The following is a 24,729-nucleotide window of genomic DNA, read 5'->3' as shown; positions in this document are numbered from 1 at the left end:
AGCCATGATCAACGTAGACCTGCAACAACTCATCCAGGCGCTGGACGCCGAAACCCGTCGTGATCTTGAGCGTTCGGCTGAGCGTTGCGTCGCCCGTGGCGGTAGCAAGATCCTCGTCGAAGACCTGATGCTCGGCCTGCTCGAACGTCCGAACGGCTTGCTTGCCCGCGCGTTGCAAGACGCCGATGTCGACGCCGGTGAACTCAGCGCGGCGCTGCAATCGCGCGTCGAGCACAGCGCTTCGCGCAACCCGGTGTTCGCCCCGGAACTGGTGCAGTGGCTGCAAGATGCGTTGCTGGTGGCCAACCTCGAACTCGGTCAGACCCAGGTTGAAGACGCCGCGCTGATCCTCGCGCTGTTGCGCAACCCGATGCGTTACGCCGGCAGCCGTTATCAGCCGCTGCTCGCCAAGCTGAACATCGATCGCCTGAAAGAATTTGCCCTGTCGCAACAGGAGCAACCGGCGGCCAACGGCAAACCGGCGGCGCAGGGCGAATCACTGTTGCAGCGCTTCACCCACAACCTGACCCAACAGGCCCGCGACGGCAAACTCGACCCGGTGCTGTGCCGTGACGGCGCGATTCGGCAGATGGTCGACATCCTCGCCCGTCGCCGCAAGAACAACCCGATCGTCGTCGGTGAGGCCGGTGTCGGCAAGACCGCCATTGTCGAAGGACTGGCTTCGCGCATCGCTGCCGGTGAAGTGCCGCAAGTGCTCAAAGGCGTCGAGCTGCTGTCGCTGGACATGGGCCTGTTGCAGGCCGGCGCCAGCGTCAAAGGTGAGTTCGAGCGTCGCCTCAAAGGCGTGATCGACGAAGTCAAAGCTTCGCCAAAACCGATCATTCTGTTTATCGACGAAGCCCACACGCTGATCGGCGCGGGCGGCAATGCTGGCGGTTCCGATGCGGCCAACCTGCTGAAACCGGCACTGGCCCGTGGCGAACTGCGCACCATCGCCGCCACCACGTGGGCCGAGTACAAGAAATACTTCGAGAAAGACCCGGCACTGGCCCGTCGTTTCCAACCGGTGCAATTACACGAACCGACCGTCAGCGAAGCGGTGACCATCCTCCGTGGTCTGGCCCAGGTTTATGAGAAAAGCCACGGTATCTATCTGCGTGATGACGCGGTGGTTTCGGCGGCGGAATTGTCCGCACGTTACCTGGCCGGTCGGCAACTGCCGGACAAAGCCGTCGATGTCCTCGACACCGCTTGCGCCCGCGTACGCATCAGCCTCGCCGCTGCCCCGGAAAGCCTGGAGCGTCTACGTGGCGAACTGGCTGAAGGTGGCCGTCAGCGTCAGGCCCTGCGCCGTGACGCCGAGGCCGGTCTGCTGATCGATCACGAAGCGCTGGAGGCTTTGGAAGCACGTCTCGACGACGCCGAAGACGAAATGGTCGCGCTGGAAGCCCTGTGGACTGAACAGAAAACCCTGGCCGAGCGCCTGCTCGATCTGCGTCAGCAACTGGCCAAGGCCCGCGAAGCCGCTGCCGTTGAACCGGTGCTCAGCGTTGAAGAAGACGCCGAAGGCACCGTCATCGAAACCCTCGCTGCCGAGGTCGAAGAAGGCCAAAGCGTCGAAGCGCTGGAAGCCCAACTCAACGAAACCCACAGCGCGCTGACTGCCGCCCAGGTCAAAGAACGTCTGGTCAGTTTCGAAGTGTGCCCGCGTCTGGTCGCCGAAGTGATCAGCGCCTGGACTGGCGTGCCGTTGGCGCAACTGGCTCGCGAGCACAACGCCAAAGTCGCCAGTTTCGCCACCGATCTGCGCACGCGCATTCGCGGTCAGGAACAAGCCGTGCACGCACTGGATCGCTCGATGCGCGCCACCGCTGCCGGCCTGAACAAACCTGATGCGCCAGTCGGTGTGTTCCTGCTGGTCGGCCCGAGCGGCGTCGGTAAAACCGAAACCGCGCTGGCCCTCGCTGATCTGCTGTACGGCGGCGACCGTTTCATCACCACCATCAACATGTCCGAGTTCCAGGAGAAGCACACCGTCTCGCGCCTGATCGGCGCACCGCCAGGCTACGTCGGTTACGGCGAGGGCGGCATGCTCACCGAAGCCGTGCGGCAGAAACCGTACTCGGTGGTGCTGCTCGATGAAGTCGAGAAGGCTGATCCGGACGTGCTCAACCTGTTCTACCAAATCTTCGACAAAGGCGTGGCCAACGACGGCGAAGGTCGCGAGATCGACTTCCGCAACACGTTGATCCTGATGACCTCGAACCTCGGCAGCGATCGCATCAGCGACCTTTGCGAAAACGGCGCACGGCCGACCGCCGAAGTGCTCGAAGAAACCATTCGCCCGGTGCTCAGCAAGCACTTCAAACCGGCGCTGCTGGCGCGGATGAAAGTGGTGCCGTACTACCCGGTCGGCGGCCCGGTATTGCGCGAGCTGATCGAGATCAAACTCGGTCGTCTCGGCGAGCGCCTCAGCCGTCGTCAGCTGGATTTCAGCTGGTGCCAGAACCTCGTCGATCACTTGTCCGAGCGCTGCACGCAAAGCGACAGCGGCGCGCGCCTGATCGATCATCTGCTCGATCAACACGTGCTGCCGCTGGTGGCCGATCGTCTGCTCGACGCCATGGCCACCGGTGAAAGCCTGAAGCGCGTGCACGCCACGCTCGACGGCGAAGCCAGTGTGACGTGCGAGTTCGCCTGAGGTGGGCGTGATGTTCACTCAAGTGCCGCAGCCGCTGGTGTATGCCGAAGCGTTGCTGGCGCAGTTCGCCAGTCTGTCGCGCGCGGCGGACGGTGCTGCGCTGCTGGGTGACTTCGTGCGCGGCTTGGCCGAGTTGAGCGGTTGCGAACTGGCGCAGTTGTACCTGCTCGACGCCACCCACACCTGCCTGGGGATGAACGCCGAATGCCTCGACGGCGCCCTGCAACCGCGTGAAGCGGCGAGCCTGCCGGCGGATTACAACGGTGAGCAACTGCTGCAATTCGCCCTGTGCCAGAACCGCGTGGTGTGCCTCGACGACTTGAGCGGCAGCCTGCACGAAACCAGTTTTCTGCCGGCGGTGGCCTCGCCGTGGCAGTCGCTGTTGTGCGTGCCGCTGGTCAATCAGCATAAGGCTGTCGAAGGCTTGCTGCTCTGCGCCAGTCGCCGTCGTACCGACCTGCAAGGTTTTGCCGACTCGCTCGGTCAACTCGGCTCGTTCGTGCTCGGCCAACTGCATTTGCTCCAGCGTCTGCGTCAGCCACGCGATGTGTCGGCACCGGTGGCGCGCAGCGTGCCGAGCATCAGCGGTTACGGCTTGATTGGCAAAAGCACCGCGATGCGCCAGACCTACTCGCTGATCGGCAAAGTCCTGCACAGCCCGTACACCGTGCTGTTGCGCGGCGAAACCGGCACCGGCAAGGAAGTCGTCGCGCGGGCGATTCACGATTGCGGGCCGCGTCGCTCGCAGGCTTTCATCGTGCAGAACTGCGCGGCGTTCCCTGAAAACCTGCTGGAAAGCGAGCTGTTCGGCTATCGCAAGGGCGCCTTTACCGGCGCCGATCGCGACCGCGCCGGGCTGTTCGACGCGGCCAACGGCGGCACGCTGTTGCTCGATGAGATCGGTGACATGCCGCTGTCACTGCAATCGAAATTGCTCCGCGTTTTGCAGGAAGGCGAGATTCGTCCGCTGGGCTCCAACGACACGCACAAGATCGACGTGCGCATCATCGCCGCGACTCACCGCGATCTGTCGGTGCTGGTCAGCGAAGGTAAATTCCGCGAGGACTTGTACTACCGCCTCGCGCAATTTCCGATTGTGCTGCCGGCGTTGCGTCAGCGCGAAGGCGACATCCTCGACCTGGCCCGGCATTTCGCCGAAAAGGCTTGCGCCTATTTGCAGCGTGATCCGGTGCGTTGGTCGGACGCGGCGCTGGAGCATCTGGCGGGTTACACCTTCCCCGGCAACGTCCGCGAACTGAAAGCGCTGGTCGAACGCGCGGTGCTGTTGTGCGAGGGCGGCGAGTTGCTGGCCGAGCATTTCTCCCTGCGCATGGAGCCGATGCCCGAAGACAACAGCAGCCTGAATCTGCGTGAACGCCTGGAGCAGGTCGAGCGCACGCTACTGCTCAACTGCCTGCGCAAAAACGACGGCAACCAGACCCTCGCCGCCCGCGAACTGGGCCTGCCCCGCCGCACGCTGCTATACCGCCTCGGCCGCCTGAATATCAATTTGGGTGACTTCGATGGTTGAACAGAAATTGATCGCCTTGTCCCGCACTCCCACGGCCAATGAATTCCTTAAGGCTGTTGATTCCCCTGTGGCGAGGGGATTTATCCCCGATCGGCTGCGCAGCAGCCGCAGTCCGGTAAACACGGTTTCACACAGTGACCGCGCTGGCAGGTTTTGGGGGGGCTGCGCACCCCATCGGGGACAAGTCCCCTCGCCACAGGAGATCGTGGCACCTCCTTGGATTGGCTCTGAGCCTCGGTTTAGAGCCCCCCAAACCAATAAATTCGCTAATAACGGCGCCGCCCGCAAGGGCCGGCGCTTTGTGCTTTGTCTACCCCTGGAGACCCTCTGATGTCTGTTCGTCACTGGCACGCTGTCCTGCTGACCCTCGTCGTTCTATGCGGCCTTGGCGGCTGTAGCGGCAACTACAAATTCAACGACAACGACTATCGCCCGCTGGGTGATCCGCAAGCGGCCAATCGCGGTAAGTGATTGCAAGGAGCAGCAAACATGGAATTGGTTTTCGAAATGCTGAACACCAAGCAATTCGTGCCCACCGAGTTGTGCCAGAAGACCTTCAAGCAGGCCGGCGGCGTGATCGGGCGGGGCGAGGATTGCGACTGGATCATCCCTGACCGCAAGCGTCACCTGTCCAATCACCACGCGATTGTCAGCTACCGCGAAGGCTCGTTTTTCCTGACCGACAGCAGCAGCAACGGCATTCAGGACGGCGGCAGCGGCGCGCGTCTGCACAAGGGCGAACCGGTGCGCATCGAGCACGGCAGCACCTACGTGCTGGGCGACTTCGAGATTCGTGCGCGACTGGTGCGTGACCCGGCCACGTTCGACGGCGAAGCCGGCCGTCCGCGCGCGGCGGGCAGCATCATTCCCGACGACGCGTTCCTCGACCTTGACCCGCTCAATGCCATCGAACAGCAAGAGCGCGTGTACTCGGAAATCGACGAATTGCTAGCGCCGACCGCCAAACCCGAAGACTCCCGTCAGCGTGCCGACTACGCACGCATCGACATGGAAAGCCTGATGGTGCCGGAGCTGATCGCCGCTCCCGTCGAGCCTGAACCCGCGCCGGCGCCGAAGCCTGTTGAACGGCAAAGCGAAGGTTTCTGGGAGCACTTCGGCGCCGCGCTGGGTGTCGACGTCAAAGGCCTCAACCACGACGAACGCGAAGCGCTGGCACTGAATGCCGCGCGCTTGCTGCGTCAGAGCGTCGGTGGTTTGCAGCAGAGCCTGCGCACCCGCTCGGAGCTGAAAAACGAGCTGCGTCTGGCGCAGACCATCGTCCAGGGCACCAACAAGAACCCGCTGAAATTCGCCGTCGATCCGAGCGAAGCGCTGGAGATTCTGTTGCAGCCAAGCAAGCCCGGTCATCTGCCGGCCGAGCAAGCTATCTCCCGCGCGTTCCGTGATCTGCAGGCGCATCAAGTGGCGCTGCTGACCGCCAGCCGCGCCGCCGTACGCGGCACGCTGGAGCACTTCTCGCCGGAGCAATTGACCCTGCGTTTCGAGCGCGACAACAAGCCGCTGATCGCAACATCGGGTGGGCGCTGGAGAGCGTTCGGCCGTTATCACCAGGCACTGCGTCAGGACGATGACTGGAGCGAGCGCCTGTTGGCCCGCGACTTCGCTCAGGCCTACGAAGAACAGATCCGCCTGATTTCCACCCTCCACACCGACCACCAAGGATGATGCGCATGTCTCGCCGCTCGACCGCTTTTTTCCAGACGCTGACTGCGCTCACTTTGCTGGCGTTGCTCGCCGGTTGCTCGTCGCTATCGCCGTACTCGAACGTGACCAAGGTCAACCTGAAACTGACTGGCAGCGATCAGTTGAACCCCGATCTCAACGGCCGTCCTTCGCCGATCGTGGTGCGCCTGTTTGAACTCAAACACCCGGTGACCTTCGAAAACGCTGACTTCTTCAGCCTCTACGAGCGCGCCAAGGAATCCCTCAACCCGGATCTGGTGGCCACCGAAGAACTCGAACTTCGCCCGGGTGAAACCGTCGAGTTGAAGCTCAGCGTGGAGGAGGGCAGCCGTTACGTGGGCGTGCTCGCCGCTTACCGCGATCTGCCGGAAACCGAGTGGCGCTACACCGTGCAGGTCACCCCGCAGGAACTCACCGAGGCTGATCTGACCCTCGATCAGACGGGTATCCGCAACAGCCAAGAAACGCTCGCCAAGGCGGATAACTGATCATGAATACCCATAAAGTCATTTGGCAGGAAGGCATGCTGCTGCGGCCGCAGCACTTCCAGCACAACGATCGCTATTACGATCACCAGATGAAAACCCGCACCCAGTTGCTGGGCAGTTACACCTGGGGTTTCCTCAATCTGGAGATCGACCTGCAGTTCCTCAACATGGGCAAACTGGTGGTCAGCCAGGCTTCGGGGATTCTTCCGGACGGCAGCCTGTTCGAGCTCGGCGGCAACACCGAACCGCTGGCGCTGGACGTACCGCCGAACACCGGCAACACCCCGATTTTTCTGGCGCTGCCGCTGGTCACCGGTAACCACATCGAGGCGCGCCGTCCGGAGCAGTCCGACGTGCTCGCGCGCTTCACCGCGTACGACGCTGAAGTGGCTGACTCCAACGCCGGCGACGATTCCGCCAGCCAGGTCAGCTGCGGTCGCCCGGATTTCAAACTGATGCTCGGCGAGCAGCAGAGCGATCAGGCGTATGTGAAGCTGAAGATCTGCGACGTGCTCGACACGACGCCCGACGGCGTGATCAGCCTCGATCCGGATTTCGTGCCGACCTACATTCAGGCTCACGCGTCCAGCTATCTGCTGTCGTGCCTGAAAGAAGTCATCAGCATGCTCAACCACCGTGGCGACACGATTGCCGAGCGGATTCGCTCCAACGGCAAGGTCGGCGGCGCTGAGGTTGGCGACTTCATGATGCTGCAACTGATCAACCGCACCGAGCTGCTGCTGCGTCACTACCTCGGTCTGGAGCAAGTGCACCCGGAAGAGTTGTACCGCACGCTGCTGACCATGCTCGGCGATCTGGCGACGTTCTCCGGCGAGAGCAAACGCCCGCGTCTGGACAGCCGTTATTCCCACGCCGATCAGGGCGGCAGCTTCCGCAAACTGATGGAAGCGATCCGTCAGGTGCTGTCGATGGTGCTCGAACAGCACGCCATCGAGTTGATCCTGCAAGCCCGTCAGTACGGGATCATCGTTTCGCCGTTGCACGACCACAAATTGCTCGGCACCGCGTCGTTCGTGCTGGCAGCGAGTGCCAACTGCGATTCCGAAGAACTGCGCCACCGCTTGCCGGCGCACCTCAAGGTCGGCCCGGTGGAGCGCATCCGCCAACTGGTCAACCTGCATTTGCCGGGGATCAAGGTCAAACCGTTGCCGGTGGCCCCGCGGCAGATCGCGTTCCACTCCAACAAAACCTATTTCATTCTCGAACTCAGTTCCGAAGACCTGGCACAACTGGAACGCTCCGGCGGTTTCGCGTTCCACGTGTCCGGCGAATTCGCCGAGCTTGAACTGAAATTCTGGGCCATCAGGAACTGACCGACATGATCAAGGACATGGAACACAACCAGGACGACAAAACCGTCCTGCTCGACCGTCAGGGCCACGGCCCGGCGTCGAGTCCGCTGACCGACTTCGCCGCGCCACCGCGCTTCGAACAACTGGAAGAACGGATGATCTACGCCGCGCGCCTGCGCCCGGCAGAGTCGTTCAATATCAGCCTCAATTCGCTGGTGGCCGCGTCCTCCGATTTGCTTTCGGAAGTGGTGCGCCTCAAGCACAGCGAAAGCCGCGAAGACTTGTACGCGCTCAACGAGCGCCTGACCGCCGGGCTCAAACTGTTTGAAGTGCGCGCCCTGCACAACGGCGCCGAAAGCAGTCAGGTGATGGCCGCGCGTTACGTGCTCTGCACCGTGGTCGACGAAGCCGTCGTGACCACGCCGTGGGGCAACGAGAGCGAGTGGTCGCAGATGAGCCTGCTCAGCAGCTTCCACAACGAAACCTTTGGCGGTGAGAAGTTTTTCCAGCTGCTTGATCGGCTGTCGAAAAACCCGGTCAAACACCTGCCGATGCTTGAGCTGATGTATCTGTGCCTGTCCCTCGGTTTCGAGGGCAAGTACCGCGTACAGGCACGCGGCATGCTCGAACTCGAAGGCATCCGCGACGCCTTGTACCGTCAGATTCGTCAGTTGCGTGGCGACGTGCCGCGCGAGTTGTCGCCGCACTGGGAAGGCCTCAACGATCAGCGCCGCAGTCTGGTGCGCATCGTGCCGGCGTGGATGGTGGTGTTGTTCACGCTGGTCTGTCTGGTGGTGATGTATTCGGGCTTCGCCTGGGTTCTGGGCGAGCAGCGCGACACCGTTCTGCAACCTTATCAGCCGCTTGATCCGGCCGCGGTGCAACCGCAGTCGCAGCCGTAAACAGGGACGTGTGATGAAAAAGTTTTTCAAGAAAGTCGGCGCCTTCCTGCGCCAGACCTGGGTCTGGACTCTGCTGCTGGTGCTGTTCGTGGCGCTGCTGGTGTGGTTCGTCGGCCCGTTGTTGGCGGTCGATGACTACAAGTTCTGGGAGAGCCCGACCTCCCGCCTGCTGACCATTGCCGTGCTGTTCCTGATCTGGGGCCTGGTCATGGTCTTCGTCAGCTGGCGCGCCGGTATCCGCAAGAAAGCCGAAGAAGAAAGCGAAGACGGTCAGGATCGCATCCGCCGTGAAGAGTTGATCGACGAAGAGCAGAAAGAGTTGAAGGCGCGCTTCAAAGACGCGCTGAAAACCCTGAAGACGTCCAGCCTCTATCGTGGCCGCAGCGAGCGCTGGCGCAGTGACTTGCCGTGGTATCTGCTGATCGGCCCGCAGGGTTCCGGCAAGACCAGTCTGCTGGACTTTTCCGGTCTGGAATTCCCGATCAACAAAATCGACCGCAAGCTGACCCGCGACACCCTCGGCACCCGTCATTGCGACTGGTACTTCGCCGACCACGGTGTGCTGATCGACACCGCCGGCCGTTACCTGACGCAGCCGGACGCCGAAGTCGACAGCAGCGCCTGGACGACCTTGCTCGAGTTGCTGCGCAAGCGTCGCCGTGGCCGTCCTTTGAACGGTGTGCTGGTGACCATTCCGGTGGAAACCCTGCTCGGCGGTAGCGAGCAAGACATCGACACCCTCGCGCGTCAGGTGCGTGGCCGTCTGCAAGACGTGCATCAGAAACTGCACGTCGACGTGCCGGTGTATCTGGTGCTGAGCAAGGCTGACAAGCTGCTGGGCTTCGACGAATTCTTCGATCAGCTGAGCCGCGAAGAAAGCGATCAGGTGCTCGGCACCAGTTTCCGCAAGGATCAGGTCGGCACCGACGTCGCGGTACTGCGCAATGAATTTGAAGAGCTGCTGCGTCGCCTCAACAGCCAGGTGATCATGCGCATGCACTCCGAGCGCGACACCCAGCGCCGTGGCCGCATCCTCGACTTCCCGCATCAACTCGGGCAGATCGGCGAGCGCCTGTGCCTGTTCGTCGACATGGCGTTCACTGGCAACCGTTATCAGCGTGCCACGCAACTGCGTGGTTTCTACCTGACCAGCGCACCGCACCTGACCCAGGAAATGGATTCGACCACCGCCGGCATCGGCGCGAGTCTGGGCATGAGCGCCGGTGTATTGCCGACGCTGCGCAGCGGTCGTTCGCGCTTCATTCACCACTTGCTCAGCCGGGTGATCTTCCCCGAGGCGGATCTGGCTGGTCTCGACAAGCGTGAACGCAGCCGCATCCATTGGGGCCAGCGTGCGTTGTACATCGGCGCACTGGCGTCGTTGGCGCTGTTCGGCGTGCTCTGGGCCGGTGGTTTCTCGGCCAACTACGAGCGTCTGGAAAACCTCCGCACGCTGGCGCAGAACTGGACGCAACAACGTTCGGCACTGACCCCGCGTGATGACGCGATGGGCGTGCTGAAAACCCTCGACACCAGTTATGCCGCGACCCAGGTGTTCCCGAAAAAGGGCGACGTTTCGTATCACGAACGTGGCGGTCTGTATCAGGGCGAAGACGTCAATCCGCCGGTCGCCGACGCCTACGAGCGTGAGCTGCAAGCGCAGTTGCTGCCACGGGTTGCTTCGCAGCTCGAAGGGCAGATCCGCGCCAATTTGCAGGATCGTGAAAAGCTGCTCAACAGCCTGCGCGCGTACCTGATGCTGAACATGAAAGATCGTCGCGACGCGGCGTGGCTCAAGGACTGGATCGCCACTGACTGGTCGCAGCGCTACACCGGCAACACCGCGGTGCAGAACGGTCTGAATACTCACCTCGAACGCCTGCTCAAGCAGCCTTTTATCTATCCGCTTAACGACCAATTGGTCGCGCAGGCGCGGCAGGTATTGCGCAGCGAATCGCTGGCCAACGTGGTGTATCGCATGCTCCGCGAGCAGGCGCGCAATCTGCCGGAATACCGTTTCAGCCAACACCTCGGCCCACAAGGCTCGCTGTTTATCGGCACCGATTACGTGATTCCGGGCTTCTACACCCAAGAGGGTTATCAGCAGTATTTTTCGGTACAGGGCGCGACTCTGGTCACCGACATCCTGCGTGACAACTGGGTGCTGGGCGAAGGCGCGGGCATCAGCGACATGGACTTGCGTCGTCTGATGGTCGAGCTTGAGCAGTTGTATTTCCGTGACTACGCCAACTACTGGAGCGAAGCCGTTGGCCAGGTGGCACTGCCGCCGATCAACGACGCCGGTGAAGGCGCCGAGCAACTGGCGGGCCTGACGTCGGCCAACTCGCCAGTGCTCGCGTTGCTCACTGAAGTGCGCGAGAACACCCGCTTCCAGGCTGTTGCTGACCCGGTGGATCAAGCCGCCGATGCCGCTGATGCGCTGGCCGAGCAGAAAGGCAAACTGGGCAAGGTCGGTAAACTGGCGGCCGCCGCAGCAGACAAGGCTTCGGCCCTGACCGTTGCGAAGAACCTGCCGGACACCGCGAAGAAGTCGCTGCAACGTCGCTTCGAGCCGCTGCATCGTTTGCTCGATGACAACAACGGCCCGGCCGCTGACCTGACGCCGGCGCTCAACGCGCTCAACGACCTGCAACTGCAACTGGCCAGCCTGGCCCGTTCCAGCTCGCCGGAACAAGCCGCGTTCGAACTGGCGAAAACCCGCATGAGCGGCCAGCGTGATGCGCTGACCAACCTGCGCAATGCCTCCGGTCGTCTGCCGCGTCCGCTGAGCGTGTGGTTCAACGTGCTGGCCGAAGACTCGTGGCGTCTGGTGCTGAACGATGCGTACCAATACATGAACGGCCGTTATCAAAACGAGCTGTACAGCGTGTATGGCAAAACCATCAGCAAGCGTTATCCGTTCAGCGCTACCAGCACCAGCGACGTGGCGATCGCCGACTTCCGCGAGTTCTTCAAGGATCAAGGCATCGCTGACCGTTTCTTCGACAACTACATGCGTCCGTTCGTCAGTGGCGATCCGGGCAACTACCGCATGCGTAGCGTCGATGGCCACAGCCTGCCGGTGTCCAAGGTTTACCTCGATCAGATGGCCGCCGCACTGACCATTCGCAAGAGCTTCTTCTCGATCAACCCGGCCGAGCCGACCGTGCAGTTCAAACTCGAGCCGTACACCCTCGATCCGGCGGTCAGCCGTTCCGAGTTCAAGTTCGGCGACAAGACCATCGAATACCGTCACGGCCCGATTGTGCCGGTGTCGTTCAAATGGCCAACCGATGCTGAAGACGGTCGCACCAGTCTGGTGATGGACAAGATGTCGGGGCGTCCGATCGGCATCGAGAAAAACTCCGGCCCGTGGTCGCTGTTCCGTCTGTTTGATCTGATGCAGACCGAGTATCTGAACGGTCGCGACGTGCTGGTGCTGAAAGCTGACGTGGGTGGCCTGCGCGCCAACTACCTGCTGACCAGCCAACGCTCGCCGAACCCGTTCGACATGGGCGTACTGCGCACCTTCCGTATGCCGGTGCAGCTCTGATGCTCGTGGCCAGTGCCTGGCGCAGCGCGGCGCGTACCGACCCGGGCAAGGTGCGGGCGCGCAACGAAGATGCCTTCCTCGACTCGCCACAGCAGGGGCTGTGGGTGGTCGCGGACGGCATGGGCGGTCATCAGGGTGGCGACATCGCCAGCCAGTTGATCGTCGCCAGCCTGGCTGAACTGCCGCAACACGATGACTTCGACGAACGCCTCAAAGCCATTCGCCAGTGCCTGCATTGGGTGAACCGACGTTTGGGGCAGGAGTTGACCGTCACCGCCGGCCGTCACGACAGCGTCATGGGCAGCACCGTTGTGGCGCTGCTGGTGGAAGGCAATCGCGCGGCCTGCATCTGGGCCGGCGACAGCCGTTGTTATCTGTGGCGCGGGCAGCGTCTGTATCAGCTGTCCAAAGACCATTCGCTGCAACAACAATTGATCGACGAACAGAAAATGAGCGTCGATCAAGCGGCGGCGCACCCGGCGGCTCATGCCTTGACCCGAGCCGTCGGCGCGGCCGAACAACTGACCCTGGACGTCCTCGAACTCGAGGTCTATCCGGGCGATGCGTTTTTGCTTTGCAGCGATGGTTTGTACCAAGGCCTGAGCAGCGATGCCCTCGGCAACGCCCTCAGTCTCAGCGCGCCGCACGTGGCGCTGGAACGTTTGTTCGACGGCGCCTTGCGGGGCTCCGCGCGGGACAACCTGACTGCCGTGGTGATCCGCCAATGAGTGAAATTGAATCGCCAATCGATGACGTGTTGATCAGCGAAGAACAGGCCAGCAACCTGACCTACTTCGCCTTCGCCAAGTCGCACAATGCCGAACCTGCGCTGGCCCCTAAAAAGGCCAGCATCGGTGTGCTGCCCGATGTGTTGGCCGGTCGCTACCGCCTCGAGCGTTTGCTCGGGGCCGGTGGCATGGGCGCGGTTTACCGGGCGCGGGATCTGCTGCACGAACAGTTTGGCGATCCCGACCCTTACGTTGCGCTGAAAATCCTCAGCGAAGAATTTGCCGAGTCGCCGGACGCCAGTGCCTTGCTCTACAGCGAGTTCGCCCTGACCCGACGCCTGCGCCACGACAACGTCGTGCGTGCACACACTTTTGAAGTCGACACCGACTGCCAGCGGGCCTTCATCACCATGGAATACATGCGTGGCCTGACCCTGGACAAATTGCTCTGCGAGCGGCCCCTCGGCCTGCCGTGGAAAGAACTGCGCGACATCGTCCTGCCGCTGCTCGACACGTTGGCGTATGCCCACTGTCGCGGCGTGCTGCACGGTGATCTGAAACCGAGCAACGTCATGCTCAGCGAAGACGGCCTGCGCCTCTTCGACTTCGGCCTCGGCCAAGCGGAGGAGGGTGTGCTGCCCGGTCTGCCGCACCTGAGCCGTGAACGCTTCAACGCCTGGACACCGGGCTACGCCGCCCCCGAACTGCTTGAAGGCCAGCCGTTGTCGGCCGGCGCGGACGTGTACGGCGTGGCCTGCGTGATCTACGAGCTGGCGGGCGGCAAGCCGCCGTTCCGCCGCGTGGCCTCGACCCTGGCCCGCGACGAACACCTGGAGCGCGAGCTGCACGCGCCGAAAAACCTACCGAAACACTGCTGGCCCGCGCTGCGCAAAGCGCTGAGCTTCAATGCGGCAGAACGCAGCATCACTGCCGGTCAATTGCGTGACGCCATGAGCGCCACTTCGTCCTGGCGGCAACGCCTGCGTTTTCGGGCGTAACGGATGACATTCGAACAGGGAGCACACAATGTTCAACTCAGCTAACGAGACCCACTTCAGCCTGACGGTGGAAGACTATGTCGGCGACCTGCAAGTGCTGTCGTTCACCGGCACCGAGGGTGTCAGCCAGCCGTATCGTTTCGACCTCGAACTGGTCAGCGAAAACCCCGATCTGGATCTGGAAAAACTCCTGCACAAGCAGACCTTTCTCGCGTTCGATCCGCAGGGCTCCGGCATTCACGGGCAGATCTATCGCGTCGCTCAAGGCGATGCCGGCAAGCGCCTGACCCGCTACAAAATCTCTATCGTGCCGCAGCTGCAATACCTGCATCACCGCACCAACCAGCGCATCTACCAGCAGATGTCGGCGCCGAAAATCATCGCGTTGATCCTCGACGAACACGGCATCAAGGCCAACGCCTACAGCTTCCAGCTCAGCCAGCCATGCCCGGATCGCGACTACTGCGTGCAGTACGACGAAACCGACCTGCATTTCGTCCAGCGCCTGTGCGAAGAGGAAGGCATTCACTACCACTTCCAGCACAGCGAAAAAGCCCACCTGCTGGTGTTTGGCGATGACCAGACCGTGTTCCAGAACCTCGGCCAGCCGACCGCGTACGTGCAAGGCAGCGGCATGGTCGCCGACGAACCGGTGATCAAAGGCTTCAAACTGCGCCTGGAAACCCGCACCACACGCACCATGCGCCGCGACTACGACTTCGAAAAACCGCGCCTGCAAATGGAAGCCGCCTACAAACCGGATGGCGAGAGCAATGAACCGGATCTGGAAGACTACGACTACCCCGGCCGCTTCCTCGACCGCGCGCGCGGCAAGTTCCTCAGCCAGCGCGCCCTCGAACGCCACCGCGCCGACTACCGTCAGGCCGAAGGGCGCGGCGACCAGACCAAACTGGTCAGCGGCCACTTCATGGAAATGTCCGACCACCCGCGCAGCGAATGGAACGACCTATGGCTGCTCACCGAAATCGTCCACGAAGGCAAGCAACCGCAAGTGCTCGAAGAAGGCGTGACCAGCGACACCACCAATAACAAGGACGACTTCCATCAGGGCTACCGCAACACCTTCCTCGCCACCCCGTGGGACGTGTTCTACCGCCCGGCCCTCGAACACCCGAAACCGCGCGTACTCGGCAGCCAGACCGCCATGGTCACCGGCCCCAAAGGCGAAGAAATCCACTGCGATCAATACGGCCGCATCAAAGTGCAATTCCACTGGGATCGCGAAGGCCTCGCCGACGACAAAACCAGCTGCTGGCTGCGCGTCTCCAGCTCCTGGGCCGGCGACCGCTACGGCGCCATCAGCATCCCGCGCATCGGCATGGAAGTCCTCGTCACCTTCCTCGAAGGCGACCCCGATCAACCACTGGTGACCGGCTGTCTGTACCACAAAGAAAACCCGGTGCCGTACGCACTGCCGGCGAACAAAACCCGCAGCGTATTCAAAACCCTTAGCTCCCCGGGAGGCGGTGGGTACAACGAACTGCGCATCGAAGACAAGAAAGGTGCGGAGCAGATCTACATCCACGCCCAGCGTGATTGGGATGAGAACGTCGAGCATGACCAGAAGATTCGGGTCGGGAATGAACGTCACGACACGGTTGAGAAAAACACCTACACCGAGCTGAAAGCTGAAGAACACCGCACCACGATCGCTGATCGCAAGATTGAAGCGAAGGCTGACGATCACCTGACGGTGGGGCAGAGCCAGCACGTCAAACTGGGTACGGCGCAGCTGACCAGTGTCGGGAATGAGATTCACCTGAAGGCGGGTGACAAGATTGTGATCGAGGCGGGATCGGAGCTGACGATTCTGGGTGGGGGGAGTTTTATCAAGCTGGATGCGGGCGGCGTGACGGTGGTTGGGCCGGTGGTGAAGATTAATGCGGGTGGGGCGGCTGGGTCGGGGACGGGGATCGGGATTTTGACACCGGTCATACCGTTGATTGCGGATCAGGCTCGGGCGGGGAACACTCTAAAAAATGCAGCTGTTGAAAATTTCTATGGGCAAATGAAGTTCGTCACGAGTACGGGTGTTCCTTACAGCTCAGTAGCTGCGGCATTTATCATTCCTAATAGGACTGCACCATTAACATTTCGAAGCGATGCGGACGGACTGTCGCCAAACGTCAAAGCCGAGTCCATCCAAGAAGCAGAAGTGCATTTAATCTGGGATGATTTTGAGGTTCCGGAAGGTTCTGATGATTATGAGAAAGGACGCAAAGCATGAAGCAGGAGCCCATCACCAAATTAGACATAAGCAAAAAACAGGATGCCAGACCACACGAGTATTGTGTGACGTGCGAACAATCCTGGTCTTTTGCTCAGATGGAAGCCGTTAAGCGCTTGAGTATTCGCGAAAAAAGCCTTTTTTCAGGGAAAAGCAAGCTAACCCTGGTGAGTGACTTCAGTGTCAGGGCTGCGCGAATTGCAGGAAACTATGCACGTTTTTACCTCGAGACTGAACCCGGCGGTAGGCCTGAATTAAAAGGTCGATTCTATTGGATGGGCCTTGCCGCATTCGCCAGTAAGCAGGTCATGTGTGGGCTGGACTTCACAAAATTTGCCCAACGAGCTTCTGCACCCCTCGTCGTCATGCCTGCGACTTATGCTGAGGTCAATGCCGCGATTCTGGTTGGGAAAAATGGGTTGGGCAAAGGCAACTTCTGGTTATTTCAGGATATTTTTTGTTGGCATTGGTTATATGTTAAATCTCCCGATGAGTTTATGTCGTGCAAATCTCGTCGTAATGTCGATACCTATGAAACAGAAACCCAAAAGCGCGTTAAAGATTTACCGTGGGCAAGTGCGGCGCTTGGCTCAATAAACAACCTAAAGAAAACCAACGAAATTGATGAGGCGTTTGATTTAATAAAGGCTGTAGAAGCAATGCCCGCGGGCGCCGCGCGGGAAACAGCAAAATTCGAATCGCTTTTGAAAATTGCCGATCATGAACAATTAAAAATTCTGCAGCCGCTTATTTATGATGATTGGACATTTCAAAAAATTCTTGACGGTCAGGCGTTGTCCGAAGGGCTTCCCTACGTTCCGTTGAGATCTGCTGCGTTTGCAATTGCGTGTGATGTAAAAGACTCTGAGCATAGAGTTCAGATGACGGACGACGATGGCAGTCTATATAAAGCCAAAGAACGAATGAAATTCATTCTGGCGATTGCTAAGCAGTACCACAAATTAATGCAGATAGAGACTCGGCGTATGGAGTCGACAATTGCCACCATCGCAAGTTGGGCCGACAAGACATGAAGCACCATCTATTGATTTTGTTAGTTTTGTTAAGTGGTTGTGGTAATGATCAGGGCGAAGTGAGTACTAAAATGGAAAAGAGTAATCCGGTTGTCAAAATTGACGTTGACGGTTCTTTCGATGCTCTGTTTAAAAGCAGTCCTTTGAGGTTCTCCGAGGAATGCCCAGCATCGATGGGGATTTGTTGGTACAAAATAAACATGCGCAGTGGTGATCCATCTATCCCTAACGTTGTTGTCGATGTGGCTGGCGATAACCTCACAGTCGATAAAGTGACCGACATCAGTGTCTCACGAGTGACAGGAGAGGAGAATGTCACGGACTTCGACCTGACGCTGCTCGGGTTGCCTGATAATACGAGCCATGAAGATAACCGTAAGTGGGTTTATGAACTTCTGAATGGTTTCAAATTAGCCGGTTGGAAAAAGTACTTTTACCCTGCAGATCCACGCATTTCGGGAGACGAGTTGGCGAAGATACCGCAGGGAAAGCAAGTCTTTGGTGAGTATCCATTAAGCCATCCCATGTTTGATCCCGATGTTTCACTGGCACTCGATAAGTGGATGGAAGTTAAATCTTTCTACAACTGGTATATGTATAAAGGTAATGAGTTTGTTCATGTGATGGTTCAGCGCAGTGACAGTGATACTGAACCAAAATCTAAAGGCACTTATCTGACTGTCATAGAATTTACCTCTCAAGAAAACACTTGGAAGCTGGATTTTAAGGAGGAGGACAGGGCTGATTGGAAGCAGAAATTCCCTGCTCGACTGAATGAACTGTTAGCGCGCCGAGCAGAAGCTGAGAAACTGGCACGTTTGGCGGGGGTTCAGATTCAGGAAAATTATCAGGCCCCTGACATCGAGTCGAGTGTCCGCCAATAAAGTACGAACGGGTGTTCATTGATCCTGACTCAGGTCGGCACTCTTTTTCATTTGAAGGCTATTTCCAAATGGCCGGTATTCCATTTGGGAAATTAAGCATGAAGCGTTTTGTATTTTTACCGCTGTTTTCATTTTTGATCAGCGGTTGCGATGATGTCAGTGGTAGCCGAGGCATGGCAGACATTGCCACCAACCGCCCCATTGAAATTAATATGCATGAAGATATTGAAGGGTTAGTCGCGCGTAGTCCTGTAATATTTTCCGAAGGTTGCATGTCAGCAGTTAACATGTGTTGGTATAAGGTTGAAAGATCCTTTGGTGACAGCAAACTTCCGACTGTTATTATAGATAAGTCTCTGACACTCGACCACGTCGCTCGTATCAGCATTGCGGTAGATAGTGATGTTGGTAGAAGTGTTGAGGATCTAGATCTTTCAATTCGATCGTTGCCAGATAACAGCTTGCATGATGATTACAGGCTGTTCCTTTTTGAACTGATTGATAAGATCACCGCTGCTGGCTGGCAACATTATTATTCGCCATCCGATCCGCGAGTTTCTGGATCGCAGATGGATAAGATTGATACACCAGACTACGTACTGGGCGACTACGTATTGAGCCATCCTTGGCTAGATCCGAGCTATCGTTTAGATCTGAGGCGCTGGTTGAGGATTGGGCGTTTTCATACGTGGACTTTTTTCAAAGACGGTAACTATCTTAAGGTGCAGGCTTGGAGCCGGGATTCGGATGATGCACCTGAGGAGCGAGGCACTTATCTGGTTAGTTTGAATTTCAAAACGCAATCAGAGTATTGGCGCACTACATTTGATACTGATAAAGAAAATGCCCGCTGGACGGAGCTCATGCCGGAGAGATTAGAAAAATATCGGATTATCCGAGAGGCAAGAGAGCAAAAGGCAATTGAAGCGGGTATTGAAATCGATACGAGTTATCACGATCCAGTTATTCAGGCGCTGAAATGAGCGTGCGGTGTTTCGATCAAAACGAGGGCTCGCGATCGGCGCCTATGGATAGCAGGTTTTCCGACGCGTTAGCCAGAATGGTTTCCGTGTCGAGCTCTTCGCAGATGTTAAAGAGGTTGCTTTTGCGGCGGTTGGACGGTTTTTTGGAGTGTGTGGGGAAGTTGTAGGCGAAGGTACGTTTAGTGGCCAGCTCGCTTGGTTCACGCATGCCGCCGTGCTTTGCGGGAAAATTCCTAGGGAGTTGCAGGGCGGAGGATCAAAAGATCGCAGCCTTCGGCAGCTCCTACAGGAATGTATTTCGGGAGGTGTAGGGGAGTGTGACTTGGTGGTCATCGTGTTGGGAAAACGGGGGATCGTCTTCAAACGGTGTTGAATAGTGGCGTTCCAGCGTGAAGTGGTTAAACTGCCCCGGCCGTTCATTTTCCTTTTGAGGCTGTGCGCATGAAATTTCGTTTTCTTCTGTGGATGCTGGGTCTGTTGATGGGTAAGGCCAGCCGGACAAATCCTGCATTCCAGCAGCAGTTGGGTGACAAGGATCTGGTGTTTCAGCTGCAGACGCTGGACGGGAAAGTGGCGCGGCATTTTGTGGTCAAGGATCAGCGCATCACCAGCAAGTCTGGCGTGGTGGCAGAGCCAGCGTTTGCGATTGCGTTTAAAGATGCGGGTTATGGCTTTGCCACGATGCAGGCGAAGAACAAGCAGCTGGCGTTTATGCAGGGGATTCAGGACAAGTCGATTCAGCTGAAGGGCAATCCGGCGCTGGTGATGTGGTTTCAGGGGTTGATGAAGTATTTGAAGCCGAGGAAGGCTAAGCCGAAAGCCTGAGGGCTAGAAGCTGAAGTAGAAGGGCCTGAGTCGATAGTCTGAGTAGAAGGCCTGAGTAGAGGGCTTGAGTAGAAGGGCTTTTGTGGCGAGGGGATTTATCCCCGATGGGCTGCGAAGCGGCCCCGAATCCTGAGACCTCGGTTTGACTGACACACCTTGTGGCTGGGTTTGCGACTGCTTCGCAGCCGGTCGGGGATAAATCCCCTCACCACAGGGTTTTGTGTGAATCAGCTAGATTGAGTTGGGTTTTTCGCGAGCAGGCTCGCTCCCACAGGGGGATTGTGTAAATCCTTGGGGGAGCGGGCCTGTTTTGTTTTAGCCCTGGCTGAATTGCGAAGCCAGTTCGCGCAGCAGGACTTCGGCTTCGAGGACTTTGCTGACGACGTCGTTGGCTTTTTCGCGGGTCAGGCCAACGCGTTCGAGCAGGGCGTCTGGAATGTCTTCATCCGGGCCCGAGCCAATCCCGCGTCCACGCAGCAATCGCACGGCCAGGCACACTAGATTCGGATACTCGGCATAAGCGCCGTCGTAGCTCGGATCGTGCTGGAAGCGCAGCGCGGTGGCCAGTTCGTCCGGCATGTCCCAGTAGCGCATCAGCCACGAGCCGATCTGTTCACGGCTGATACCGAGCAGGTGTTGCTCGATGTAGCTGTGGCACAGGTGCGGGTTGACCTCCAGGTGGCGGCAGATCAGCGAGAAGTGCGGCGGGAACACGTGGGCCAGCAGCAGATAACCGAAGTTGTGTAGCAGACCGGCGAGGTAGGTCAGGCCGGCTTCCGGGCGCTGGGCGCGCGGCATGGCGCGGGTCAGGCCTTCGATGACGGCGGCGGTGTAGATCGACTGCTGCCAGTACGGCGTCGAGTGTTGCGGATGGTCTTTTGGCAGGCTCAGGGTCTTGCCGAGGGCCAGACCCAGCGCGAGGTTGATCACCAGATCGAAACCGAGCACGCGGACGATCGCGTCTTCTACCGAGCGAATCTTGCCCGGCGAGGCGTAGTACGGCGACGCCGCCCAGCTCACCACTTGTGCGGCCAGCGCCGGGTCGGTTTCAACGACGCCGGTGATGTCGTCGATGGTCGCGTTCGGGTCGACGCGCAGCTTGATGATTTTTTGCGCGGTTTCGGCCAGCGGCGGAATCTCGATGGTCGCTTCCAGACGCTGCTGAATGCGCCGTGCGGTAAACGCTTGCACGGCCTGGGTGATTTCCTCGCGGTCATCGTCCGGGCGGTCGAGGTTCGGGCGGATGCTGTTCAGCGCTTCGCCGAAGTTGGCGGCGCTGGCCTTGGTCAGCATGCTTTTGAAGGCTTCGCTGGTGATTTCCAGCAATACGCCCGGCTCGCCGGAGTTGATCAGCAGCTTCGGCTCACGCAGCAGGCTTTCTTCGTAGAGGCACGGCGAACTGGTCAGTGCCGGCAGGCCTGGCAGCAGGCTCAGGCTGTGTTTGCCGAGCATCTTTTGCAGACGCTCGGTCGATACGGCGGTCAGGCGACGGCCCGTCAGTTCGGCGAGGCGATTGAGGTCGAGCAACTGGCTCTGCGGAAACAGCACCATCAGCGCGCCGACAGCGTCGTCCAGCAACACGGCTTGTACCTTGCGCGAGGCATTGAGGCCGTGGTGGTCGAGCACTTCTTCGTAGGCGATCCCGAGCTTGTCCAGCAGCAGCCGAATGACAGACGGCGCGTGCGGGGATTCGGGGGCGAGAGCGGCTTCGGTCATGGTCTGTATCCGTTTTTGAAACAATGGCAGGAGTATAACCAGCTTGGTCAGAACGAGCTGTCAGAAACTGCGACGGTGCTCACACTTGGCCGTATTGCTGCCCGTGGCGCAACCAGCGGTCAAGCAACGGGCTGACGTGGGTCGGCCAGCGTTCCAGCAGCGCTTGCGCAGCGTCACGAACGGCAGGCAATAAGTCGGCGTCGCGCATCAGATCCGCGACCTTGAATTGCAGCAAACCGGTCTGACGAGTGCCGAGCATTTCACCGGGGCCGCGCAATTCGAGATCTTTTTCGGCGATGACGAAACCGTCGTTGGTCTCACGCATGATGCCCAGACGCTGGCGACCGATCTGCGATAGCGGCGGATGGTAAAGCAGCACGCAATGGCTGGCGGCGCTGCCCCGACCGACACGGCCGCGTAACTGGTGCAGTTGCGCGAGGCCGAGGCGCTCGGGGTTTTCGATGATCATCAGGCTGGCGTTGGGTACGTCTACACCGACTTCGATCACCGTGGTCGCGACCAGCAGTTGCAGGTTACCGGCCTTGAACTCGGCCATGACTGCGGCCTTCTCGACGGGTTTCATGCGCCCGTGAATCAGCCCGACTTTCAACTCGCCGAGGGCGAGGGTGAGATCTTCAAAAGTGGTTTCGGCGGCCTGACAGGTCAGCTCTTCCGACTCTTCGATCAGCGTGCACACCCAATAGGCCTGACGGCCCTCGGCGCAGGCACCGCGCACGCGTTCGATGACTTCGACGCGGCGGGTGTCGGTGACCAGCACGGTGTTGACCGGGGTTCGACCGGGCGGCAGTTCGTCGAGGATCGAGGTGTCGAGGTCGGCGTAGGCGCTCATCGCCAGCGTGCGTGGAATCGGCGTCGCGGTCATGATCAGTTGATGCGGACACATGCGTCCACCGACGCCTTTCTGCCGCAGCGCCAGACGTTGCTGCACACCGAAGCGATGCTGTTCGTCGATGATCACCAGCGCCAGATTCTTGAATTTCACTTCGTCCTGGAACAGCGCGTGGGTGCCGACCACCATCGGTGTGCCACTGGCGATCTGCTCCAGCGCGGCGACGCGGTTCTTGCCCTTGAGCTTGCCGGCCAGCCACGCCACTTCGATGCCCAGCGGTTCGAGCCAGCGCTTGAAGGTGATGAAGTGTTGTTCGGCGAGAATCTCGGTCGGCGCCATCAGCGCGACTTGATAACCGGCTTCCAGCGCTTGCAACGCAGCTAGGGCGGCGACCACGGTTTTACCCGCGCCGACGTCACCCTGAATCAGCCGCAGCATCGGTTCGTGCTGACTGAGGTCGTAGGCGATTTCGTTGCCGACGCGCTGTTGGGCGCCGGTCGGGTTGAAGCCAAGATTCGCCAGATATTTCGGCGGCAGCTTTTTCGCTTTCGGCATCGCCGGCGCGCGCAACGAGCGCATGCTTTCGCGCAGACGTTGTTGCGACAGTTGATGGGTCAGCAGCTCTTCGAAGGCCAGACGATGCTGCGCCCAGTGATGACCGAGGGCGAGTTCGTCGACGTCGGCATCGGCGGGCGGGTTGTGCAGGTAGCGGATCGCGTCGGCCAGCGGCGCGAGTTGATAGTCGCGTGCGAGTTCGGTCGGCAGCCAATCGGGCAGGGTGTCGGGCTTGAGCATGGTCAGCGTCTGCATGCACAGTTGACGCAGACGCGCTTGGGTCAGGCCTTCGGTCAGCGGGTAAACCGGGGTCAGGGTTTCATCCACTGGCGGTGGTTCGTCGCCGGTGATAGCGCGATATTCCGGGTGGTAGATTTCTAGGCCTGAGGCGCCGGGCCGGGCTTCGCCGTAGCAGCGAATCCGTGTGCCGCGCTTGAGGCCTTCTTTCTGCGCGTTGCTGAAATGGTAGAAGCGCAGACTCAGCCCGCCGGTGCCATCCTGCATGCGCACGACGAGGCTGCGGCGGCGGCCCATGACCACGTCGGCGCCGCTGACGGTGCCTTCGACCACGGCGTCCTGACCCGGTCGCAAATGGCCGATCGGCACCACGCGGGTGCGATCCTGATAACGCAGCGGCAGGTGAAACAACACGTCCTGGAGATTCTCCAGACCGACCTTGGCCAATTTCTCGGCCATGGCTTCACCGACACCCTTGAGTGCCGTCACCGACACTTGCGACAGCTCAGTCATGACGCTCGCTTAACCGGCCGTAACCGGTGTCGCTGGCTTGGCCACCGAGCACAGGCGAATGGAGTCGGCGAGGATTTCGATGGCTTTCGGCCGTGGGAAACTCGCACGCCAGGCGATGGCCACGGTGCGGAACGGCACCGGTGGCGACAGCGGACGCACTGCGATCACGCCGGGGGCGTAGTGATGGCTGTCGACGGCGGACAACGGCAGGATCGAGATGCCCAGACCGGACGCGACCATGTGGCGAATGGTTTCCAGCGAACTGGATTCGACCGTGGTGTGCTTGGCGCCGTCGCCGCCTTTGGTCAGGGTCGGGCAGGCTTCGAGCACCTGATCGCGGAAGCAGTGACCTTCGCCGAGCAGCAGCAGGCTCTTGTCGTTGAGCAGGCCGGCGTCGATGGTTTCTTTTTTCGTCCACGGGTGCTGGGCCGGCATGAGCACGTAGAACGGCTCGTCGTACAGCGGCAGGGTCAGCACGTCAGCTTCGTTGAACGGCAGGGCGATGATGATCGCGTCGAGTTCGCCGTTGCGCAGTTTGTCGCGCAGCACGTGGGTGAAGTTTTCTTCGATGTACAACGGCATCTGCGGTGCGACCCGGTGCAGTTGTGGAATCAGGTGCGGGAACAGGTACGGGCCGACCGTGTAGATCGCGCCGACTTTCAGCGGTGCGGTCAGCTGATTCTTGCCGGCCTGGGCCAGTTCGCGGATGCCTTGGGCTTGCTCAAGAACTTTCTGCGCCTGGGCGACGATGCCTTCGCCGACCGGGGTCACGCGCACGGCGCTCTTGCTGCGCTCGAAAATCAGCACACCGAGTTCGTCTTCAAGTTTCTTCACGCCCACCGACAGGGTCGGCTGGCTGACGTGGCATTTCTCGGCCGCGTGGCCGAAATGCTGCTCTTGGGCGAGGGTAACGATGTAGCGTAATTCTGTGAGGGTCATAGCAAAGCGTCCATGAAGATGCGGGCCAAGCATACCGGCTGCAATCGATAGACGCACGTTATCAGA

19 protein-coding genes are annotated in these 24,729 nt (G+C 59.8%); 15 read left to right on the top strand and 4 right to left on the bottom strand.

Annotation, left to right across the window (positions count from 1 at the left end):
* Window positions 1-4 precede the first annotated feature (4 nt).
* The 14 genes from tssH to AD669_RS26690 all read left to right on the top strand — a co-directional run bounded on the left by tssH (window position 5) and on the right by AD669_RS26690 (window position 19,028).
* Entirely contained in the window at window positions 5-2,662 is a 2,658-nt protein-coding gene (gene tssH / locus AD669_RS26755; protein ID WP_053125095.1) for a type VI secretion system ATPase TssH, read from the top strand.
* Window positions 2,663-2,672: 10 nt separating this feature from the next.
* Window positions 2,673-4,193, top strand: a complete 1,521-nt coding sequence (locus tag AD669_RS26750) for a sigma-54-dependent Fis family transcriptional regulator (RefSeq protein ID WP_053125093.1) — start codon at window positions 2,673-2,675, stop codon at window positions 4,191-4,193.
* Window positions 4,194-4,523: 330 nt separating this feature from the next.
* Window positions 4,524-4,664, top strand: coding sequence for a hypothetical protein (locus AD669_RS26745; RefSeq protein ID WP_053125091.1), 141 nt, complete (start codon window positions 4,524-4,526; stop codon window positions 4,662-4,664).
* 18 nt (window positions 4,665-4,682) lie between these two features.
* Window positions 4,683-5,879, top strand: a complete 1,197-nt coding sequence (tagH, locus tag AD669_RS26740) for a type VI secretion system-associated FHA domain protein TagH (RefSeq protein ID WP_053125089.1) — start codon at window positions 4,683-4,685, stop codon at window positions 5,877-5,879.
* 5 nt (window positions 5,880-5,884) lie between these two features.
* A complete protein-coding gene (gene tssJ, locus AD669_RS26735) occupies window positions 5,885-6,385 on the top strand; it encodes a type VI secretion system lipoprotein TssJ (RefSeq protein WP_053125087.1) in 501 nt (166 codons plus the stop codon).
* 2 nt (window positions 6,386-6,387) lie between these two features.
* Entirely contained in the window at window positions 6,388-7,719 is a 1,332-nt protein-coding gene (gene tssK, locus AD669_RS26730; protein ID WP_053125085.1) for a type VI secretion system baseplate subunit TssK, read from the top strand.
* Between the two features lie 5 nt (window positions 7,720-7,724).
* The gene (gene icmH / locus AD669_RS26725) at window positions 7,725-8,600 is read left to right on the top strand and encodes a type IVB secretion system protein IcmH/DotU (RefSeq protein WP_053125083.1); all 876 of its coding nucleotides are present in this window, start codon (window positions 7,725-7,727) and stop codon (window positions 8,598-8,600) included.
* Between the two features lie 13 nt (window positions 8,601-8,613).
* A complete protein-coding gene (gene tssM / locus AD669_RS26720) occupies window positions 8,614-12,153 on the top strand; it encodes a type VI secretion system membrane subunit TssM (protein WP_053125081.1) in 3,540 nt (1,179 codons plus the stop codon).
* Window positions 12,153-12,881: a PP2C family serine/threonine-protein phosphatase gene (locus tag AD669_RS26715; RefSeq protein WP_053125079.1), complete on the top strand. Its 729-nt coding sequence runs from the start codon at window positions 12,153-12,155 to the stop codon at window positions 12,879-12,881. Before tssM ends, AD669_RS26715 begins: the two co-directional genes overlap by 1 nt.
* Window positions 12,878-13,879, top strand: coding sequence for a serine/threonine-protein kinase (locus AD669_RS26710; RefSeq protein WP_053125077.1), 1,002 nt, complete (start codon window positions 12,878-12,880; stop codon window positions 13,877-13,879). Before AD669_RS26715 ends, AD669_RS26710 begins: the two co-directional genes overlap by 4 nt.
* A 28-nt stretch (window positions 13,880-13,907) precedes the next feature.
* Entirely contained in the window at window positions 13,908-16,127 is a 2,220-nt protein-coding gene (locus AD669_RS26705; RefSeq protein ID WP_053125074.1) for a type VI secretion system tip protein VgrG, read from the top strand.
* The gene (locus tag AD669_RS26700; protein ID WP_256218966.1) at window positions 16,124-17,161 is read left to right on the top strand and encodes a DUF2515 family protein; all 1,038 of its coding nucleotides are present in this window, start codon (window positions 16,124-16,126) and stop codon (window positions 17,159-17,161) included. Before AD669_RS26705 ends, AD669_RS26700 begins: the two co-directional genes overlap by 4 nt.
* Window positions 17,158-18,045, top strand: a complete 888-nt coding sequence (locus tag AD669_RS26695; RefSeq protein WP_156316193.1) for a hypothetical protein — start codon at window positions 17,158-17,160, stop codon at window positions 18,043-18,045. Before AD669_RS26700 ends, AD669_RS26695 begins: the two co-directional genes overlap by 4 nt.
* A gap of 68 nt (window positions 18,046-18,113) precedes the next feature.
* Window positions 18,114-19,028, top strand: a complete 915-nt coding sequence (locus AD669_RS26690; protein WP_256218965.1) for a hypothetical protein — start codon at window positions 18,114-18,116, stop codon at window positions 19,026-19,028.
* A gap of 16 nt (window positions 19,029-19,044) precedes the next feature.
* On the opposite strand, the gene AD669_RS26685 is transcribed toward AD669_RS26690, so the two are convergent.
* Window positions 19,045-19,236, bottom strand: a complete 192-nt coding sequence (locus tag AD669_RS26685; protein WP_053125070.1) for a hypothetical protein — start codon at window positions 19,234-19,236, stop codon at window positions 19,045-19,047.
* 233 nt (window positions 19,237-19,469) lie between these two features.
* Between AD669_RS26685 and AD669_RS26680 the strand changes: the two genes are divergently transcribed.
* Window positions 19,470-19,853, top strand: a complete 384-nt coding sequence (locus AD669_RS26680; RefSeq protein WP_053125068.1) for a helicase — start codon at window positions 19,470-19,472, stop codon at window positions 19,851-19,853.
* A gap of 315 nt (window positions 19,854-20,168) precedes the next feature.
* Here the strand turns inward: AD669_RS26680 and AD669_RS26675 are convergent, their stop codons facing one another.
* From AD669_RS26675 to AD669_RS26665, 3 genes are all read right to left on the bottom strand, one after another.
* Window positions 20,169-21,569 (bottom strand): aminoacyl-tRNA deacylase and HDOD domain-containing protein, encoded by a 1,401-nt coding sequence (locus tag AD669_RS26675; protein WP_053125066.1) that lies wholly within the window; start codon window positions 21,567-21,569, stop codon window positions 20,169-20,171.
* A 79-nt stretch (window positions 21,570-21,648) separates the two neighbouring features.
* Entirely contained in the window at window positions 21,649-23,724 is a 2,076-nt protein-coding gene (gene recG, locus AD669_RS26670) for an ATP-dependent DNA helicase RecG (RefSeq protein ID WP_053125064.1), read from the bottom strand.
* A 9-nt stretch (window positions 23,725-23,733) separates the two neighbouring features.
* Window positions 23,734-24,663 (bottom strand): hydrogen peroxide-inducible genes activator, encoded by a 930-nt coding sequence (locus tag AD669_RS26665; protein WP_053125062.1) that lies wholly within the window; start codon window positions 24,661-24,663, stop codon window positions 23,734-23,736.
* Window positions 24,664-24,729: the final 66 nt, after the last annotated feature.

Source organism: Pseudomonas sp. P1.31, assembly GCF_001269815.1.
GTDB classification, from domain to species: Bacteria; Pseudomonadota; Gammaproteobacteria; order Pseudomonadales; family Pseudomonadaceae; genus Aquipseudomonas; species Aquipseudomonas rustica.
The sequence above is the reverse complement of the archived record's forward strand: the minus strand, read 5'-3'. Positions and strand labels throughout refer to the sequence as shown.